The sequence below is a fragment of the Dietzia sp. NPDC055340 genome (assembly GCF_053645335.1).
On the sequence record NZ_JBSHML010000028.1, the window covers coordinates 15,541 to 33,764 of the forward strand.

General features: G+C 71.4%; 20 protein-coding genes. 16 read left to right on the forward strand and 4 right to left on the reverse strand.

All coding sequences use genetic code 11. The features are described 5' to 3' along the window. Positions 1 to 112 precede the first annotated feature (112 nt). Genes ACWIFB_RS16605 through ACWIFB_RS16615 form a run of 3 tightly spaced genes read left to right on the forward strand, consistent with a single transcriptional unit; the run spans position 113 to position 3,137 of the window. A complete protein-coding gene (locus ACWIFB_RS16605; RefSeq protein ID WP_344996553.1) occupies positions 113 to 667 on the forward strand; it encodes a gamma-glutamylcyclotransferase family protein in 555 nt (184 codons plus the stop codon). Position 668: 1 nt separating this feature from the next. After that, a complete protein-coding gene (locus ACWIFB_RS16610) occupies positions 669 to 1,520 on the forward strand; it encodes a purine-nucleoside phosphorylase (RefSeq protein WP_454058823.1) in 852 nt (283 codons plus the stop codon). Positions 1,521 to 1,532: 12 nt separating this feature from the next. Beyond that, a complete protein-coding gene (locus tag ACWIFB_RS16615) occupies positions 1,533 to 3,137 on the forward strand; it encodes a phospho-sugar mutase (protein WP_454058824.1) in 1,605 nt (534 codons plus the stop codon). On the opposite strand, the gene upp is transcribed toward ACWIFB_RS16615, so the two are convergent. Then, positions 3,134 to 3,757 carry a uracil phosphoribosyltransferase gene (gene upp, locus ACWIFB_RS16620; protein ID WP_452099200.1) on the reverse strand — a complete coding sequence of 208 codons (624 nt, stop codon included), beginning with the start codon at positions 3,755 to 3,757 and terminating at the stop codon, positions 3,134 to 3,136. The two genes, ACWIFB_RS16615 and upp, sit on opposite strands and share 4 nt — an antisense overlap. A 110-nt stretch (positions 3,758 to 3,867) precedes the next feature. On the opposite strand from upp, the gene ACWIFB_RS16625 reads away from it, so the two are divergent. From ACWIFB_RS16625 to ACWIFB_RS16645, 5 genes are read left to right on the forward strand one after another with little or no spacing between them, the layout of a single operon-like run. Continuing rightward, positions 3,868 to 4,206, forward strand: coding sequence for a type VII secretion target (locus tag ACWIFB_RS16625; protein WP_452099199.1), 339 nt, complete (start codon positions 3,868 to 3,870; stop codon positions 4,204 to 4,206). A 4-nt stretch (positions 4,207 to 4,210) separates the two neighbouring features. Next, on the forward strand, positions 4,211 to 5,410 hold the full coding sequence (locus ACWIFB_RS16630; protein ID WP_454058825.1) for a C40 family peptidase: 1,200 nt from the start codon (positions 4,211 to 4,213) through the stop codon (positions 5,408 to 5,410). Further along, positions 5,407 to 5,676 (forward strand): hypothetical protein, encoded by a 270-nt coding sequence (locus ACWIFB_RS16635; RefSeq protein WP_452099197.1) that lies wholly within the window; start codon positions 5,407 to 5,409, stop codon positions 5,674 to 5,676. The genes ACWIFB_RS16630 and ACWIFB_RS16635 overlap by 4 nt, the downstream gene beginning before the upstream one ends. Further along, positions 5,673 to 6,053 carry a YbaB/EbfC family nucleoid-associated protein gene (locus ACWIFB_RS16640; protein ID WP_452099196.1) on the forward strand — a complete coding sequence of 127 codons (381 nt, stop codon included), beginning with the start codon at positions 5,673 to 5,675 and terminating at the stop codon, positions 6,051 to 6,053. Before ACWIFB_RS16635 ends, ACWIFB_RS16640 begins: the two co-directional genes overlap by 4 nt. Positions 6,054 to 6,077: 24 nt before the next feature. Continuing rightward, positions 6,078 to 7,301 carry a primosomal protein gene (locus ACWIFB_RS16645; protein ID WP_452099195.1) on the forward strand — a complete coding sequence of 408 codons (1,224 nt, stop codon included), beginning with the start codon at positions 6,078 to 6,080 and terminating at the stop codon, positions 7,299 to 7,301. A gap of 29 nt (positions 7,302 to 7,330) precedes the next feature. Here the strand turns inward: ACWIFB_RS16645 and ACWIFB_RS16650 are convergent, their stop codons facing one another. Both ACWIFB_RS16650 and ACWIFB_RS16655 read right to left on the reverse strand, forming a co-directional pair. Beyond that, entirely contained in the window at positions 7,331 to 8,659 is a 1,329-nt protein-coding gene (locus tag ACWIFB_RS16650) for a thymidine phosphorylase (RefSeq protein WP_454058826.1), read from the reverse strand. Then, positions 8,656 to 9,126: a cytidine deaminase gene (locus tag ACWIFB_RS16655; protein ID WP_454058827.1), complete on the reverse strand. Its 471-nt coding sequence runs from the start codon at positions 9,124 to 9,126 to the stop codon at positions 8,656 to 8,658. The genes ACWIFB_RS16650 and ACWIFB_RS16655 overlap by 4 nt, the downstream gene beginning before the upstream one ends. 185 nt (positions 9,127 to 9,311) lie before the next feature. Here ACWIFB_RS16655 and sdhC point away from each other — a divergent pair, with 185 nt between their 5' ends. The 5 genes from sdhC to ACWIFB_RS16680 all read left to right on the forward strand — a co-directional run bounded on the left by sdhC (position 9,312) and on the right by ACWIFB_RS16680 (position 14,414). Further along, positions 9,312 to 9,719, forward strand: a complete 408-nt coding sequence (gene sdhC, locus ACWIFB_RS16660; protein WP_230930214.1) for a succinate dehydrogenase, cytochrome b556 subunit — start codon at positions 9,312 to 9,314, stop codon at positions 9,717 to 9,719. Between the two features lie 14 nt (positions 9,720 to 9,733). Beyond that, complete coding sequence (locus tag ACWIFB_RS16665) at positions 9,734 to 10,165, forward strand: succinate dehydrogenase hydrophobic membrane anchor subunit (protein WP_230930213.1); 432 nt, start codon at positions 9,734 to 9,736, stop codon at positions 10,163 to 10,165. A 58-nt stretch (positions 10,166 to 10,223) separates the two neighbouring features. Continuing rightward, positions 10,224 to 11,993 carry a succinate dehydrogenase flavoprotein subunit gene (sdhA, locus tag ACWIFB_RS16670; RefSeq protein WP_230930212.1) on the forward strand — a complete coding sequence of 590 codons (1,770 nt, stop codon included), beginning with the start codon at positions 10,224 to 10,226 and terminating at the stop codon, positions 11,991 to 11,993. Further along, positions 11,993 to 12,775: a succinate dehydrogenase iron-sulfur subunit gene (locus ACWIFB_RS16675; protein WP_230930211.1), complete on the forward strand. Its 783-nt coding sequence runs from the start codon at positions 11,993 to 11,995 to the stop codon at positions 12,773 to 12,775. Before sdhA ends, ACWIFB_RS16675 begins: the two co-directional genes overlap by 1 nt. A 256-nt stretch (positions 12,776 to 13,031) precedes the next feature. Further along, positions 13,032 to 14,414, forward strand: a complete 1,383-nt coding sequence (locus tag ACWIFB_RS16680) for a D-alanyl-D-alanine carboxypeptidase family protein (protein WP_454058828.1) — start codon at positions 13,032 to 13,034, stop codon at positions 14,412 to 14,414. 19 nt (positions 14,415 to 14,433) lie between these two features. Here the strand turns inward: ACWIFB_RS16680 and ACWIFB_RS16685 are convergent, their stop codons facing one another. Continuing rightward, entirely contained in the window at positions 14,434 to 15,030 is a 597-nt protein-coding gene (locus ACWIFB_RS16685) for a TetR family transcriptional regulator (protein WP_454058829.1), read from the reverse strand. A gap of 256 nt (positions 15,031 to 15,286) precedes the next feature. On the opposite strand from ACWIFB_RS16685, the gene ACWIFB_RS16690 reads away from it, so the two are divergent. From ACWIFB_RS16690 to ACWIFB_RS16700, 3 genes are all read left to right on the forward strand, one after another. Beyond that, the gene (locus ACWIFB_RS16690; protein WP_454058830.1) at positions 15,287 to 16,522 is read left to right on the forward strand and encodes a flavin reductase family protein; all 1,236 of its coding nucleotides are present in this window, start codon (positions 15,287 to 15,289) and stop codon (positions 16,520 to 16,522) included. Between the two features lie 47 nt (positions 16,523 to 16,569). Then, on the forward strand, positions 16,570 to 17,790 hold the full coding sequence (locus ACWIFB_RS16695; RefSeq protein ID WP_454058831.1) for a fatty acid desaturase family protein: 1,221 nt from the start codon (positions 16,570 to 16,572) through the stop codon (positions 17,788 to 17,790). A 74-nt stretch (positions 17,791 to 17,864) separates the two neighbouring features. After that, positions 17,865 to 18,119, forward strand: coding sequence for a hypothetical protein (locus tag ACWIFB_RS16700; RefSeq protein WP_295654072.1), 255 nt, complete (start codon positions 17,865 to 17,867; stop codon positions 18,117 to 18,119). Positions 18,120 to 18,224: the final 105 nt, after the last annotated feature.

The following is an 18,224-nucleotide window of genomic DNA, read 5'->3' on the forward strand; positions in this document are numbered from 1 at the left end:
CGTCAGACGGGCGGACGAGGGTGGCGGACCCACCCGATCCGCCACCCGATCCACCCGCGCCGGGCCCGAGTGTGCACCGACCGGGCTTGCCGAACGGACTAGAGTCGGTGGCGTGCCTCTCTATGCCGCGTACGGGACCAACATGCATCCCGATCAGATGACCACCCGCGCGCCGCACTCCCCTTTCGCCGGGTCGGGGTGGCTCGAGGGCTGGCGACTCACCTTCGCCGGCGACGACCCCACCTGGGAGGGCGCGGTGGCGACCCTGGTGCAGGACCGTGACTCGCGGGTGTTCGTCGTGCTCTACGACGTCCCCGAGGAGGACGCGCTCTCCCTCGACCGTTGGGAGGGCACCGACCAGATGCCCGCCCGGAAGATCCGCGTGCGCATCACGCGCCAGCCGACCGTCCCGGACGGCCCCCCTGTGGGCGCCCAGGAGTCGGAGTTCGCCGTCGACTCCGGCCCGGCGGACGGGCCCGGTGCCGCGACGGCCGCCGAGGACACGGTCCTCGCGTGGCTGTACGTGATGGACGCGTTCGAGGGCGGGCTGCCGTCGGCGCGCTACCTCGGCCTGCTGGCCGACGCCGCCGAGTGCGCGGGCGCGCCCGAACAGTACGTGCGCGAGCTGCGCACCCGCGAGTCCCGCAACGTCGGCCCCGGCGCCTGAGGTGGCCCCGCTCCTGACCCCGACCGCCGACGCCGCCGCGGCCGCCGACGCCATCGCCCGCGCCACCGGCCGCCCTTCGCACGAGGTCACGCTGGTACTGGGCTCGGGCTGGTCGGAGGTCGTGACCGGACTCGCCGACCCGGGCACCGCGGTGACGATCCCGGTGTCGGAGCTGCCGGGGTTCGTCGCGCCGTCGGCCGTCGGTCACCGCGGGACCGTCACCAGCTGCCTGGTGGACGGCGTCACCCTCCTGTCGATCGCAGGCCGCACACACCTGTACGAGGGTCACGGCACCGAGCCGGTCGTCCACCCCGCCCACGTCGCCGCCGCCACCGGCTCCCGCGTGCTGGTGCTCACCAACGCCGCCGGCGGCCTGCGCGACGGCCTGACCGTGGGCGACCTGGTCCTCATCCGCGACCACCTCAACCTCACCGGCCGCTCCCCGCTGACCGGCCCCCTGTTCGTCGATTTGGTGGACGCCTACCGCCCGACTCTGCGCGAGGCGGCCGCCGACGCCATCGCCGCCTCCGATGCCGCCGCCGGGGTCACCGACTCCCGCCCGGGCGAGGGCGTGTACGCCGCGATGCCCGGCCCCCAGTACGAGTCCCCCGCCGAGATCGGCATGCTGCGTGTGCTCGGCGCGGACCTGGTGGGGATGTCGACCGTGCCCGAGACCATCGCCGCCCGTGGACTGGGCCTGGACGTGGTCGCGATGTCCCTGGTCACCAACCTCGCCGCCGGTGTCACCGGGCAGCCGCTGGACCACACCGAGGTGCTCGCCGCCGGGGCGGCCGGGGCCACCCGCCTCACCACGGCGCTCCGCGCCCTCGTGCCGGCCGTCGCCCGCGTCTGAACGAGGCCGACCGTGCCCAGTCCCCACGACCCGACCTCCGACGCCGCCCCCGATCTCGCGCCGCTGCGATTCGGTACGGCGGGCGTCCGCGCCCCACTCGGGGACGGCCCCGCCCGGATGAACGAGGGTACGGTCGCACTGGTCGCGACCGCCGTCGCCCGCCACCTGCGTGAGCAGGAGTCGCCCGGGTCGACGGTCGTCGTCGGCGGGGACGCGCGCCACGGGTCGGCGCGGTTCGTCGAGGTCGCGGCTGCGGTGGTGGCGGCGGCCGGCTTCGTCGTCGTCGTCCCCCCGGGCCCGGTCCCCACCCCCGTCGTGGCGGCGGCGGTGCGGTCGCGTGGCGCGGCGGCGGGGCTCATGGTGACCGCGTCCCACAATCCGGCCGGCGACAACGGCATCAAGGTCTATGGGCGCGGGGGCGCGCAGATCGTGCCGCCCACCGACGTCCACATCGAGGCGCACCTGGTGGCGGCCGCGCGAGAGGGCGTCGCCGTTCCCGCAGCGTCAGTATGGAACGACGACGAGACCGCGCCGCGCGGGGGCACCGCGGTCAACCCCGGTCGCGGTGAGGTGCGGGTCGACCCGGCGCTGGTCGACGACTACGTTGCTGCCGTCGTGGCCCGGATCCCCGCGCCCGCCCGGCCTCCGCGCGTCGCGCTGACGCCCGTCCACGGGGTGGGCGGCGAGGTCTGCCTGCGCGTTCTGGCCGGGATCGGGGTGCGGGACGTCGTGATGGTGGCCGAGCAGGCCGAGCCCGACCCCGACTTCCCGACCGTCGACTCCCCCAACCCGGAGCGCGCGCAGACCACCGAGCGGCTGCTCGCGCTGGCGGCGGAGATCGAGGCCGATGTGGCGATCGCGCTCGACCCCGACGCCGACCGGTGCGCCGTGGGTGTGGCCGGGCCGGACGGGCGTTGGCGGATGCTCGACGGCGACGAGACCGGCGCCGTGCTCGCCGACCACCTGCTGCGGGCGCCGCTGCCGGGGGCCGGCGCCGGCCGGAGCACCCCCGTGGTGGCATCGACGATCGTGTCGTCGCGGCTGCCGTCGCTGATCGTTCCCGCGCGCGGCGGTCGGCATGTTCAAACGCTGACCGGGTTCAAGTGGCTCGTGCGCGCCGGACGGCCGCTGCGGTACGCGTACGAGGAGGCGATCGGGCACTGCGTGCTGCCGGAGGTCGTGGCCGACAAGGACGGCATCTCCGCCGCCGCGCTCTGGTGCGCGATGGTCGGGGCCGGCGGGCCCGCTGTCGGTGAACGTCTCGACGCGCTGGGGCGGGAGTTCGGCGTGCACGTCCGGCGCAACGAGACTCTGCCGCTGGCGGTCGGCGCTGATCCCGCCGTCGCGCTGGCCGGGGCCGCGGCGCTGCTCGGCGGCGCGGGTAACAGGGGGGCCCGGCCCGCGGTTCACTCCCTCGACGGGACCGCCGGCCTGCGTGTGGACATCGACGGCGCCCGCGCGGTGATCCGCCCCTCGGGGACCGAGCCGCTGCTCAAGACCTACGTCGAGGCGTGGACACCGCCGGAGCCCTCCCCGGCGGACCGAGCCGGGGTCGAACACCGGCTCGCGCGTCTGGCCGACCGGGTCGCGGACGCCATCGCCGGCCGGGCGCGTTAGCGCGGACCGAAGAGACGGTCGCCGGCGTCGCCGAGGCCCGGGACGATGAAGGCCGCCTCGTCGAGTCGCTCGTCGATCGTCGCGGTCACGAGCGTGCCCGCGAGCCCGGAGTCGCGCACGAGCTCGACGCCCTCCGGCGCACACAGCACGCACACCACGGTGATGCCCGTCGCGCCACGGGCGGTGAGCGTCTCCAGGGTGGTGACCAGTGAGCCGCCGGTCGCGAGCATCGGGTCGAGCACCACCACGTGCCTGCCGGCGAGATCATCAGGCAGCGAGCACAGGTAGGAGAAGGGCTCGTGGGTCTGCTCATCGCGCGCCAGGCCGATGAAGCCGACCTGCGCGCCGGGCAGCAGGCGGGTCGCCGGCTCCAACAGACCGAGCCCGGCCCGCAGCACCGGCACGATGAGCGGGACGCCGTCCACCGCGACCCCGGTCGTCTCGATCACGGGGGTGGTCACCGGGATCTCGACCGTCGGCACCGAACGGAAGGCCTCGTAACAGAGCATGGTTCCCAGAGCGTCCATCGCGGCCCGGAAACCCGCGGTATCGGTGCCGGAATCGCGCAGCGTACGGAGGCGATCCCCGACCAGGGGGTGGTCCACGACGATGATGTCCATGCCCGTCAGGATTCCACACGAGAAGTTTTTCGCGGGTGCTGGAACCGGATCGTCTCCCCTGCTCGTCGAACCCTGTGACGGGACATAAGGCAGGACAAGGGGGCGCGACCATGGCAGACGGGGCGATCGAGGTCCATGTCGACGGTTTACGTGAGCTGGGTACGGGGCTGACCACCCTGGCCGAGACGCTGGGGGGAGCGCTCGACGCGGTCGACTCGCTACCGCTCGCGGCGGTGGTGCCGGTGGTGGGGCCGGTGGGGGCCGAGTTCATGTCGGCCCTGCTGGCGGCCACCTCCCGCCACCGGGAGGTGCTCGCCGGGGTCGCCCGGGTGACCGATGCCGCCGGGGATCTGGTGCTGGAGTCGGCCCGGTTGTTCGAGGACACCGACACCGCGGGCGCCCGGGCCATCGGCGCGGCCGGCCGGGGCCTGACCGAATGGACGGTGTGATCCGGTGATCGCGGACGCATTGGCCTACGTCGGCCCCATCAGGCAGGTCCTCGACCTGCTCTCCACCGAGGAGTTCGTCCCCGCGGAGGCGCAGAACGTCATGCGGCCGGTCAGCGACGGCCTGGAGGTGGCCGAGCAGTTGGGGCCGCCACTCGAGCGGCTGCTGTCCGAATCGTGGGACTCCCTCGCCGCACTGGGTGCCGCCCAGTCGATCGCGGAGGTCGGCCGGACCATCGGCGCACTCACCGACTCCGCTGTGGAGATCGCGCGGGTCACCGCCGTGGCCGCCGAGATCGTCGTGCGCGGGACGATCGAGGTGATCGGGATCGTCAACGAGTTCATCGCGCGCGCCGCCGCCCTCGGACCCACCCTCGTGACGCCGCCCGGGCAGGCCGCGCTCCTCGCGTTGGCCGCCGAGCATCTGGCGCGCGGCATCCAGGTCGCGGAGCGGGTCCAGACCGAACTCAGGGCGCCCACGGCCGAGATGCACGCGATCGCCGCCGGGATCCCGGGCACGCCCCGCATGCCCGGGATGCTCGGCGCGGATACGAGCGCGGCGGGCGCGATCAACGCCACCACCGCGGCGTACGCGGGATCCGGGCCGGGCGCCACCACCGCGGTCGGCGGCTCACCCACCGAGGTGGGCGCACCCGGGCCCGGCACCGGCGCGGGCGGCCTCAGCAGCGCGGCAGGTGCCGGCGCAGGCGCAGGCGGAGTCGGAGCCCCGGCCGGCGGCTCCGACTCCGGGAGTGTGTCGACGCCGGGCTCCGCCGGCGTTGGCGACGCGGGGTCCGGCTTCCTCGGCAGCGGAGTCCAGGTGGTGCTTCCGGACGGGTCCTCGGCCACCGCACCGAATGAGCAGGCCGCGGGCGCGGTCCGCAACGCCCTCAGCCAGCAGGGCGTGCCGTACGTGTGGGGCGGCACCACGCCGGGGCAGGGACTGGACTGCAGCGGGCTCACCCAGTGGGCCTACCGCGATGCCGGGGTGGAGATCCCCCGCCTCGCGCAGGAGCAAGGGGTGGGGGTTCAAATCTCGCAGCAGGATCTCGCGCCCGGCGACCTGCTGGTCTGGGACGGCCACGTGGCGATGTACATCGGCAACGACCAGATCGTGGAGGCTGGGGACCCTGTAGCGGTTTCCGGCCTGCGCACCGACAATATCGGCATGTCCTTCTACGGCTTCTACCGTCCGACCGGCGGATGACGCCCGACACCTGCCGTCACACCGACCCGATGTCGGGGGTCGTCGCCGAGGTCGGCACCAATGGTGTGCCGGTCGGCCTCGCCGTTCCCGATCGCCTTCTGGACCGCACGCCGTCGGAGGTGGCGCGGGCGGTGCTGCGCGCCCTCACCGCGGCCGCGGGCGAGGCCCGCGAGTTGTTGGAGCGCCGGGCCGAGGAGGAATGGGACGGCCGCGACTGGACCCCCGAGGGCGTCGACGACGACGGGGTGTTGGAGTCGGTCCGTTGACCGCCGGCGGGCTGGACGTCGAGGCCTTCCTCGACCGTCTGCGGGGAATCGCGTCGGAGTGGGAGTCCGCCCACGATCAGCTCGAGACCTTGCGGGTGGTCGCCACCAGCCGGGATCAACTGGCCACGGCCACCGCGGACTCCGGCGGGACCGTGGTGGATCTCCGGTTGGCGGCGGGGCTGCGCCGGCACGGGCCGGACACCGTGTCGGCGTCGATCCTCGAGGCCACCGCCCGGGCCGTGGAGCAGGCCAATTCCCGGCGGGCCGAGCTGGTGTCGGGATCCGTGGCGCTCGCCGTGGGCGGACGGAGGCAGGCTGCGCAGGACGCGCTGCGGGCCGACAGCGCGACTGGCCCGGCCGGCCGTGGCACCAGCTGACCACGCCTGGATATGCTGGCCGACATGGCCAAGGACATCGTCCCGATCGAGCTCGGTCTCCCGGAGGGAGACGTCACGACCCTCTGGGCGCCCAGCTGGCGCGAGGACAACGACGACTGGGAGGCGTTCCTGGGCCTCGACGAGGATCTCTACGCCTTCGATTCGACCGCTGAGCTGCTGGCTCTGGTGCGCAGCGGGGCCGAGCAGGACCTACAAGACCACCCGTCGTGGGAGCAGTTCGCCAACTCGGACGTGCTGGACTTCCGCGCCGCCGACGAGAACTGCTACGACCTGGTGGGCGTCCTCGAACTCCTCGGCGACGCTCCGACCGAGTCGTCGGTGGACGAGATCGACCAGTCCTTCGCCATCGCCCGCTCGATCGGCGAGGTCTGCGAGCTGGTCACGGTCACCAAGTTCTTCAACGGCAACCCGATTCTGGCCACCGTCACCCACGGCATGGACGAGTTCTACGGCCGTGAGGGCCTCAAGCTGTGGAAGTCCATCCGCAAGACCGTCGCCAAGGGCTGGGACGACGTGCTGGATGCGATCCAGGAGGTCATCACCGCCCCGGCTCTGGACAAGGGCGAGGTCGACAAGGCCCGCCGCGATCTCGAGGCCGCCGAGGCCGCCCTGCCCGAGGAGGAGCCCGAGGCCGAGGAGACCGCCCGGACCGGCTACCCGGAGGGCTCGATCTGGGAGAAGGTGGGCATCGACCCCATCCAGATCGTGTTCGGCGACCAGGAGTTCCTGAGTCTGCGCTGCTATTTGGGCGATCGCCCGGTCTTCCTGGGCGACGGCGACCAGGTGTACGTGTTCACCAGCGGTCGCGGTCTGGGCCGCTATCTGGCGGACAACGACGACGACACGCTGAGCCGGGTCGCCACGTACGAGCAGATCAAGATCGCCGCCACCGACGGCAGCCTCGATGTCCAGGCCACCGACGACAACGTGTACGTACTCGCCGGGCTGGATCGCGACATCGAGATCGGGCCGTCCATGGTCGACCCGGGCCAGCTCGGCCTGGCGGTGGAGCTCATCACCGACATGGCGAACTACGTCGGCGACGCGGAACTGGAGGCGTCGGTGACCGGCCGCGGATCCTCGCTGCGCCGGTACATGCACTACGTGCTCAACCCGGACGATGCGACCTTGCTCGAGCCCACCGCGCCGTACGACGACGAGGCCTCCGAGTGGCGGGACCTCGTCGATGACGTCGAGCAACTGGTCACCACCCCGGACATGGCCTGAGCCGGCGCCCTCCGGGGTATCCGGCCCACTCACCAGCCGCGGAGCCGTCGCACGACCGCACCCGCGGGGCCGCGTGCGGGTGCGGAGCCCGGGTCGCTGACGTCGACGGCGGCCCCCAGCTCGCCGAGAGCGGACGCGATCCGGCCGGCGTCGCCGGCGTACACGCTGGCGATCACCTCGCCGGCCCGCACCTCGTCGCCCTCGACCCGGTGCAGCAGCACCCCGGCGGCGTGGTCGACGGCCTCGCCCGGTGCGCTGCGTCCCCCGCCCGCCAGCCACGACGCCCGGCCCACCCCGAGCGCATCCCAGGTGATCCGGCCCGCGGCGGGCGCCCGCACCTGCTCGACGTTCGCGGCCCGCGGGAGTTCGGCGTCCGGGTCGCCGCCCTGGGCGGAGATCATCGCCCGGTAGGAATCCATGGCCCGCCCGTCCGACAGTCGGGCCCGAGGATCGTCGCTGATGCCCACCGCGGCCAGGGCCTCCTCCGCCAGCGCGCACGTCAGGTCGACCATGTCCGCGGGTCCCCCGCCGCCGAGGATCTCCAGGCATTCGGCCACCTCGACCGCATTGCCCACGGCCCGCCCGAGCGGGGTGTGCATGGCCGTGACCAGCGCACTGGTCCGTACTCCGGCGGCGGTGCCGATACCCACCATGACGCGGGCGAGCTCCTCGGCATCCGTACGTGAGGTCATGAACGCCCCGGACCCGAACTTCACGTCGAGGACCAGCGCACCGGTGCCCTCGGCGATCTTCTTGCTCATGATCGACGCCGCGATCATCGGGATCGAGGGCACCGTGCCGGTGATGTCCCGCAGGGCGTACAGGGCGCGGTCCGCGGGTGCGAGGTCGGCCCCGGCCGCGCAGATCACGGCCCCGGAGTCCGACAGGATGCGCCGCATCTCGTCCCCGCTCAGGTCCGCGCGCCAGCCGCGGATCGCCTCGAGCTTGTCGAGCGTGCCGCCGGTGTGCCCGAGCCCCCGCCCCGACAACTGCGGCACGGCCACGTCCCAGGTCGCCAGCAGCGGTGTGAGGACCAGAGTGATCGCGTCACCCACCCCGCCCGTGGAGTGTTTGTCGACGGTCGGCACCTCCCGGCCTCCGCGGGTCAGGCCGGCCAGGTCCAATCGGTGGCCCGAGCCCACCATCGCGGTGGTCCACCGGGAGATCTCCCGATCGCTCATCCCGCGGAAGTAGATCGCCATCGCGAGCGCGGACATCTGCTCCGGGACGACCGTCCCGCGGGTGAACTCGTCGACGATCCAGTCGACCTCGTCGTCGTCGAGCTCCCGCCCGTCCCTCTTCGCCTCGATGATCCGGACCGCATCGTGGCGCCGCGCGGCGTCGCCCGTCCCGCTCACGTCAGATCCTCCGGGCCGAAGGCGTCGGGCAGCAGGGCACCGAGGCGGACGGGTCCGCGCGCGCCGTGCACGATCAGGTCGGGGCCACCGTGTTCGTGGAGGAGTTGTCGGCAGCGCCCACACGGGGCGAGGGGCTCGCCGGTATGGGCGACGACGATGACCTCGAGCAGGCGGCCCCCTCCCGTCCGGTGGAGGTCCGACACGAGTGAGCACTCCGCGCACAACGTCAGCCCGTAGGAGGCGTTCTCCACGTTGCAGCCGGTGACGATCCGCGTGCTGCTGCCGTGCGCCGCGGAGGAGGCCGTGCCGGCCGCTTCTCGCTGCGGAGCGGTGGCGATCGCCGCGGCACCCACCCCCAGCCCCGAATACGGCCGATAGGCGCTCTCGGCCGCCCGGAGGGCGTGCTCGCGGAGCATGTCGAGGTCTATGAGCCGTTGTGCTGCGGTTTCGTCGCCGGACACCTTCATCTACCCCCGGGTAACTTCATTTAGGGTCCCCTAACAGGGATTACCTGTTCGGACCACGGTACCCACCCTGCTTCTCATCAGTTCACTCTCAGGTCTAAAGTCCTTGTAGGCGCCCGCCGTGTTGTCATGGACGAACCGCGCGCCGTAGGCATCACGCCCAGACGAACTGGAGGCACGACAAGCCCATGAGTACTGCGCAGGCGCCGGCGCGTCCGGCACCCACAAAGAAGATCAACATCTACAAGGGTGACCCGGGGATGTGGTCGTGGGTCGCGCACCGCATCTCCGGCGTCGCGATCTTCTTCTTCCTCTTTGTCCACGTGCTCGACACCGCCCTGGTCACCGTGAGCCCGGAGAGCTACAACGCGGTCATCGACACGTACAAGAACCCGATCGTCGGCCTCATGGAGATCGGGCTCGTGGCCCTGGTGCTGTTCCACGCCCTGAACGGTCTGCGGATCGTCGCCGTGGACTTCTGGTCCAAGGGCGCCAAGTACCAGCGCCAGATGCTCTGGGCCGTCCTGGCGATCTGGGTCGTGGTGTTCGCCGCGGCGACCGCACGCCTTCTCTTCCTCCTCTTCGAGCACATCTAAGGAGAACGATCATCATGGCAGACGCACCTGTTCTCCAGACCTCTTACGACCGGCCCGCCTCGCTGGCGCAGCCCCGCTCGCCCCGCCTGCGTTCCCGCGGCAACTTCGAGCGCACGGCGTGGATCTTCATGCGCTACTCGGGCGTGGCCCTGGTCTTCCTCACCATCGGCCACCTCACGGTGGGCCTGATGATCGACGACGGCGTCCATCGCATCGACTGGGCATACGTCGCCGATCGCTGGCAGAGCCCGTTCTGGGCCACGTGGGACATCCTCATGCTCTGGCTGGCCCAGCTGCACGGCGCGAACGGTGTCCGCACCGTCATCGCGGACTACTCGCGCAAGGACTCCACCCGGTTCTGGCTCAACGCGATCCTGATCGCCGCGACCGTCCTGGTCCTCGTCCTGGGCACCTACGCCATCTTCGGCCTCGCCTACGACATCTGATCGCCGGCAGTATTCGTCCGCGGACTTCACCATTTCGAAAGCGAGCACTGAGAACACCATGACCGATCGTCAGGTCCACCAGCACCAGTACGACGTCGTCATCGTCGGCGCCGGCGGCGCCGGGATGCGCGCCGCCATCGAGGCGGGTCCGCGCACCCGCACCGCGGTCCTCACCAAGCTCTACCCCACCCGCTCCCACACCGGCGCAGCGCAGGGCGGCATGTGCGCCGCCCTCGCGAACGTCGAGGAGGACAACTGGGAGTGGCACACGTTCGACACGGTCAAGGGCGGCGACTACCTCGTCGACCAGGACGCCGCGGAGATCATGGCCAAGGAGGCCATCACCGCCGTCATCGACCTCGAGAACATGGGCCTGCCGTTCAACCGGACGCCCGAGGGCAAGATCGACCAGCGTCGCTTCGGCGGCCACACGCGTGACCACGGCAAGGCGCCCGTGCGTCGCGCCTGCTACGCCGCGGACCGCACGGGTCACATGATCCTGCAGACGCTGTACCAGAACTGCGTCAAGCACGACGTGGAGTTCTTCAACGAGTTCTACGTGCTCGACCTGTGCCTCACCGAGACCCCCGAGGGCCCCGTGGCCACCGGCTGCGTCGCCTACGAGCTGGCCTCCGGCGACCTGCACGTCTTCCACTCCAAGGCCACGGTGTTCGCCACCGGCGGCTCGGGCCGCATGTACAAGACCACCTCCAACGCCCACACCCTCACCGGTGACGGCATGGCCGTGGTTTTCCGCAAGGGCCTGCCGCTCGAGGACATGGAGTTCCACCAGTTCCACCCGACAGGGCTGGCCGGCCTGGGCATCCTCATCTCCGAGGCCGTCCGCGGTGAGGGCGGCATCCTGCGCAACGCCGACGGCGAGCGCTTCATGGAGCGCTACGCCCCCACCATCAAGGACCTCGCGCCGCGTGACATCGTCGCCCGCTCTATGGTCCTGGAGGTCCGCGAGGGCCGCGGTGCCGGCCCCGAGAAGGACTACGTCTACATCGACGTAACCCACCTCGGCGCCGACGTGCTCGAGGAGAAGCTCCCCGACATCACCGAGTTCTCGCGCACCTACCTGGGCGTCGACCCGGTCACCGAGCTCGTCCCGGTGTTCCCGACCTGCCACTACGTCATGGGCGGTATCCCGACCAACGTCCAGGGCGAGGTCCTGCGCAACAACGAGGACATCGTCCCCGGCCTCTACGCCGCCGGTGAGTGCGCCTGCGTCTCCGTGCACGGCTCCAACCGCCTGGGCACCAACTCGCTGCTGGACATCAACGTGTTCGGCCGCCGCGCCGGCATCGCCGCCGCCGAGTACGCCGCGGGTCACGACTTCGTGGAGCTGCCCGCCGAGCCCGAGACGATGGTGCGCGAGTGGATGGAGCGCATGCTCGCCCCGCACGGCACCGAGAACGCCGCGGACATCCGCAGCGAGATGCAGGCCATGATGGACGACAAGGCGTCGGTGTTCCGCAACGAGCAGTCGCTCACCGAGGCCCGCGACGAGCTGCGCGCCCTGAAGAAGCGCTACGCCGAGGTCACCGTCTCGGACAAGGGCAAGCGTTTCAACACCGAACTCCTGGAGGCCGTCGAGCTCGGCTTCCTCCTGGAGCTGGCGGAGGTCACCGTCGTGGGTGCCCTCAACCGGAAGGAGTCCCGCGGCGGTCACTCCCGCGAGGACTTCCCGGACCGCGACGACGCCAACTACATGAAGCACACCATGGCGTTCAAGGAGGACGGTCTCGACCTGCTCTCCGACATCCGGCTGGATTGGAAGCCGGTTGTGCAGACCCGCTACGAGCCGATGGAGCGTAAGTACTGATGAGTTCCGCAGTCGACACCACCAAAGCCACCGACGGCACCAGCAGCCGCCCGGTGCCGCCCGGCTCCACCATGGTCACGCTGAAGATCGCCCGGTTCAATCCGGAGGATCCGGACTCGGCGGGCTGGCAGGAGTTCGAGGTCCCGGCGCTGCCGTCCGACCGTCTGCTCAACCTGCTGATGTACGTCAAGAACTACATCGACGGTTCGCTGGCGTTCCGCCGCTCCTGCGCCCACGGCGTCTGCGGTTCGGATGCCATGCAGGTCAACGGCGTCAACCGCCTCGCCTGCAAGGTCCTCATGAAGGACATGCTCCCCAAGGACGGCAAGTCCATCACCATCACGATCGCCCCGATCCGGGGCCTTCCGGTGGAGAAGGACCTGTACGTGGACATGGAGCCGTTCTTCAAGTCGTTCCGTGACGTCATGCCGTACCTCATCACGTCCGGCAACCAGCCGACCGCCGAGCGCATCCAGTCGCCGACCGACCGCGCCCGCTTCGACGACACCACCAAGTGCATCCTCTGTGCCTGCTGCACGACCTCCTGCCCGGTGTTCTGGGCCGACGGGTCGTACTTCGGGCCGGCGGCGATCGTCAACGCGCACCGGTTCATCTTCGACTCGCGTGACGAGGGCGCTGCCGAGCGTCTGGAGATCCTCAACGACGCCGAGGGCGTGTGGCGCTGCCGCACCACCTTCAACTGCACCGACGCGTGCCCCCGTGGCATCCAGGTGACGCAGGCGATCCAGGAGGTCAAGCGCGCACTGCTGTTCGCGCGCTGATCTCGCCACAGATCGTCGGCTCGGGCCGCATCCTCTTGTCGAGGGTGCGGCCCGAGTTGCATTCCGCGGCGGCGAACGGCCTGCCCGCGACCTGCCTCGAGCCGCATCGGCCCGCGTTCTGCTGATCGCCACCCATCGGATCGTGCGCCACCCATCGGATCCCGTAGGCGCCACGCGATTCGATAGGTGGCGTTCTCCGGTCGCCCCTCGCGGGTCAGGCGGAGCGCAGCCGCCCCCGGACGTAGACTCGACATCCGTGATCAGCAACCGCCGAGGGCCCGCCCGCCGTGCCGCCGGCCTCGCCTCCGCCGCCCTCGTCGCCCTGATGCCCCTGGCTGCAGCGATCCCGGCGGCGGCCGAGCCGGACCCCGCCCTCCCGCTCTCGGAGCCCCCGCCGCCGGCGGTGTTGCCGTCCACGACGTCGTCGTCATACTTCGACACCCCGCGCGACCTGACCGGGTGCCCGTACCGGACGACTCCACCCGCGCCCGTCGACGAGTCCGAGGTGCCGCTGCCCGGTCAGTCCTCGCCCACCCCTCCCCCGGTGCCGGCCACGCCCGCCGGCGGCGAGGCCCTCGCCGGCTGCGACGTCGTGGCGCCCGATGGCTTCGCGGTGCCCCCGGAGGTGACCGCGAGCGCCTGGATGATCTCCGACCTCGACACCGGCGAGATCGTCGCCGCCAAGGACCCGCACGGCCGCTACCGCCCGGCCAGCATCATCAAGACCCTGCTGGCATCGGTCGCGCTGGACGAATTGGACGGTGACGAGATCGTGGAGGTCACCGACGCCCATCTGGAGGGTGCCGAGGGCAGCCTCGTCGGCGTGGGTCCCGGCGGCAGATACTCGGTGCACCGGCTCCTCAGTGGGCTGCTGATGTCGTCCGGCAATGACGCGGCGGCCGTGCTCGCGCACGAGATGGGCGGCATGGACCACACGCTCGAGGCGATGAACGCGCGCGCCGCCTCGCTCGGTGCCGCGGGCACGCACGTGGCCACGGTGAGCGGGCTGGACGGGCCGGGGATGATGTCCTCGGCGTACGACATGTCGCTGATCTTCCGCGACGCCATGACCCGGCCCGAGTTCGCCGAGATCGTCTCCACGCAGCTGACCGGTTTCCCCGGCTACCCGGCGGGCGAGGGCGCGGGCCCGCCCGACCCCGTCGACCCGCCCCCGTACACCGGCCCGACCACACGCGAGGACGGCGAGGTGGTCAATCCCGGCTTCGTGCTGGCCAACGACAACCAGCTCCTCTTCAACTATGACGGCGCGCTGGGCGGGAAGACGGGCTTCACCGACGACGCCCGCCACACGTTCATCGGCGCGGCCGAACGGGACGGCAGGCGGCTGGCCGTGGTGCTGCTCGACGGCACGCGGGTGCCGCAGGCGCCGTGGCAGCAGGCGGCGATGTTGCTCGACGCGGGGTTCGCGGCCGAGGACGCCGTCGGCCAGCTGGGCGACAGACCGAGCGAGGCCGACGACGACGTGACGGAGCTGGCGTCGGGCCCGCTGGGCGGGTCGGGGGCGTCGGAGACGACCGCAGCGGGGTCGCTGTTCGAGGAGTACGGAACTTGGATGGCGGTCGGCGCGGCGGCCCTGGTGGTGCTCGCGGGCGCCGTCCTGACACTGCGGCGTCGCTGAGCCACTGCGGGGCGCTCGCTTACTGCGCGGCAGCCCCGGCGAGGACCACTCGCAGGCGCGCGGCGCAGTCCCCGTCCAGGGTGCGCGCGTCCTGTCCGGCCGCGACGTCCATAAGGTGCCGGACCAGGACGACGACGACGAGGTCGGCAGTCACATCCACCACCGCCCCGTCCGCACCGGACAACGATTCGAGCCTGCCCAGGGTGATCCCGAGCCGCCGGCGTGCGGTGTCGACGGCCGCCGACAGAACGCGGTGATCCGGCCCCGCGGTGTCGACCAGTCCGCGCGCGAGCACCGACCAGGTCTGCGGGTTCTCGGCCGCCCGGGCGCTCACCTGGTGCGGCCAGTCCGAGGCCGGGTCCTGCGTCGGGGTCGAAACCAGCGTGTCGACGAGCGTGCCCAGCGCGTCCGCGGCGGCTCCGGCGAGCTCGGTGGCCAACTCCTCGACCGAGTCGAAGTGTCGGTAGAAGGCCGTGGGCACGATGCCGGCCTCGCGGGCGAGCTCCCGGACGACGAGGCCCGAGAAGCCACGGCTCGCCACCGTTCGACGACCCGCGTCGACGATGAGTGCACGAGTGTGCCGCTTCTGTTCTGCTCGAGATCTGGGCGCCGTCACGTCGACGATTCTAGCGATTGAGCTGAAAAACCGCATGTCGTTCGAGTTCGTGGGCCCGCACCCCAGCTGTCACACACCGGGGTCTTTTCATTTCAGAGAACACCTGTACACTCAGTTTCGTCCGGTGGTCGAGCCGGACGGATGCGCCCCCTTCAGCGCGACCGCACCCACCGGTGCGCGGCGCGGAACTCGAGACCGGGGCGGCGGCGTCCGTCGACGGCCGACCACACCGACCACGTTCTCCACGGAGGTCCCGATGACAGCTCCGCCCGTCCACCCGTCCTTCACCCGCCGACTTCTCACGCCCGGCCGACTCGCGCGTCGCGGCCTGGCCGAAAGCCTGTTCTCCGGCGAACTCGCCCGCACGCTGCTCACCCCGCACCCGGTCGAGCACTACGCCCGTTCGCTGGGCGTGACCTGGTCCGACGACCCGACCGGGGCGACCGTCGTGTCCGTCGACCGCCCGGTCTCCGACGTCACGGTGCTCACGCTGCGTCTTCCCGCCCGCGTCGCACGGCCCGAGCCCGGCGCCGCGCTGGAGATCGGCGTGGTGGTCGACGGCGTGGTTCATCGCCGGCACTACTCCCCCGTCGACCCGGCCTCCCGCGCCGACGGCCTGGCGACGATCGCCGTCCGTCGCCATCCCGGTGGCGTGGTCTCGGAGTTCCTGTGGGCCGCAGCCGAACCGGGCATGCGCCTACTGCTGGGCAACCCGGCCGGGGAGATCTCCCTGCCCGCGACGCGCCCGTCGGACATCCTGCTGGTCAGCGGCGGCAGCGGCATCACGCCGATGCTGTCGATCGCCTCCACTCTGGCCGCCGAGGGCCACTGCGGCGGCCGGGACGCGGGCACCGCGGGGCCCGACACGGACACCACCTCGACCAGGACCGGCCGCGTGACGTGGATCCACTACGCCCGTAGCGCCGCCGATGTGCCGTTCCGCGACCGGCTCCGCGAACTGTCCCGCGCCGGGATCGATGTGCACGTGATCCCCACCGCCGGCGAGGACAGCGCCGGAGCGCCGACCGAGGACCGCGCGATCACGCGCCCCGGACTGACCGGCCACCTCAGCGCCGGTCACCTCGAGGAGACCGCGCCCTGGCACCACGAGGCCACGATCTTCCTGTGCGGGCCCGAGGGTCTGGCCACCGGTCTCGAGAAGACGCTGGGCGCCGAACGGTTCTCGGGCGTCCTGCGCGAGCGGTTCACCGCCACCGTCGCCGAGGTCCCGGACACCGACGGCGGCACCGTCACGTACCTGACCAGCGGCGTCACCGCCGACAATCCCGGTACGACCCTGCTCGAGGGCGCCGAGACCGCGGGCCTGAGCCCGCAGCACGGATGCCGCATGGGCATCTGCCACACCTGCACCGCGGTGCGCGTCTCCGGCGCGACCCGCGACCTGCGCACCGGTGAGGTCGACTCCGAGCCCGGCTGCCGCGTCCAGATCTGCGTCTCCGCCCCGGTCGGCGACGTCGAGATCGAGCTCTAGACCACCTGCCTCCCACCGCCCGGACCCGACCCGGAAGGACACCCACCATGGCAATCCTGAATCTGCCCACCCTGAAGACCGCCAAGGCACCCGCGGCCACCAAGCCCGCCACGGCCCCGAAAACCGGCAAGCGCGCCAAGGCCGCCGCGGCGCCGGAGCCGATCGTGCTCTCGGCGGAGTCCGTCGAGATCATCGGACGCGAACTGGACGCGATCCGTGACCGTGTCGTCGTCGACCTCGGCACCGCCGACCGCGACTACATCCTGCGCGTCGTCCGCACCCAGCGTCGACTCGAACTGGCGGGGCGCGGCCTCATGTTCCTCGGCTTCCTCCCGCCCGCCTGGCTGGCAGGCGTCGCCGCGCTGAGCGCGTCCAAGATCCTCGACAACATGGAAATCGGCCACAACGTCATGCACGGCCAGTACGACTGGATGCGCGACGACATGCTCCACTCATCCAGCTTCGAGTGGGACAACGTGTGCCCCTCCGACCAGTGGCGCCACTCGCACAACTACATGCACCACACGTACACAAACATCCTCGACCTGGACCGGGACATCGGCTACGGCATCCTGCGTATGGAGCACGAGCAGCCGTGGAACCCGATCCGCCTGGGAAACCCGGTGTACGCGTTCGCCCTGATGATGCTGTTCGAGTGGGGCGTGATGCTGCACGACCTCGAGTACGACAACGTACTCAAGGGCAAGCGCAAGTGGACCGACGTCAAGGGACTCGTGGCCGGCTGGTGGCGCAAGGTCCGCGGGCAGGTGGCCAAGGACTACATCGTGCACCCGGCGCTGACCGGCCCGCTGTTCCCGCTGACCTTCGCCGGCAATCTCACCGCCAACCTGGTCCGCAACGTGTGGGCGTTCTCGGTGATCTTCTGCGGTCACTTCCCCTCCGGCGCGCAGGTCTTCACGCAGGAGGAGACGGCCGAGGAGACCCGCGGCGAGTGGTATGTGCGCCAGATGCTGGGCTCGGCCAACATCTCCGGCAGCCCGCTGATGCACCTGGCCACCGGCAACCTCTCCCACCAGATCGAGCACCACCTGTTCCCGGACCTGCCCGCGCACCGGTACCCGGAGATCGCGGTCGAGGTACGCAGGATCTGCGAGGAGCACGGGCTGCCGTACAACACCGGGCCGCTGTGGAAGCAGGTGGCGAACGTGTGGGCCAAGATGTTCCGCCTCGCGCTCCCACTGCCGCCCACCCCGGCCGACTCGCCCGCCGTGATCATCGAGCGTCGCAAGTCCCCGACGGCCGCCTGAGCCGGGGAGAGCCTCACCACCGGCCCGGGTCGGGGTACCTTCGGGTTCATCACGGACGAGAGGGGATGCACCCGATGAGCGATTTCGAGCGCAACAAGGACCAGATCCAGGCGGGCGTCCAGGCGGGCGCGTCGCTGGTCGGCCGCATCACGGTCATCATCACCGACGCGGTGGGGTCGATCGCCCGCGAGGTGGGCGACTTCGTCACCGAGGGCATCGAGATGCGGGAGGCCGCCCGCACCGCCCGCCTGGCCGAGAAGCAGGACGGCAAGGAGGCCGGCTGGCCGATCGACCTCGACGACATCGAGGACGGCGACCTCCAGGGCTGACCTGCCGCGTCGCGCCCGCCGCGGTACCGGCCCGTCCGGCCAGGAGAACCCCACCCGCGCTGCACGTCGCCTATCGGATGTCGCGCCACCTACCGAATTCGGTAG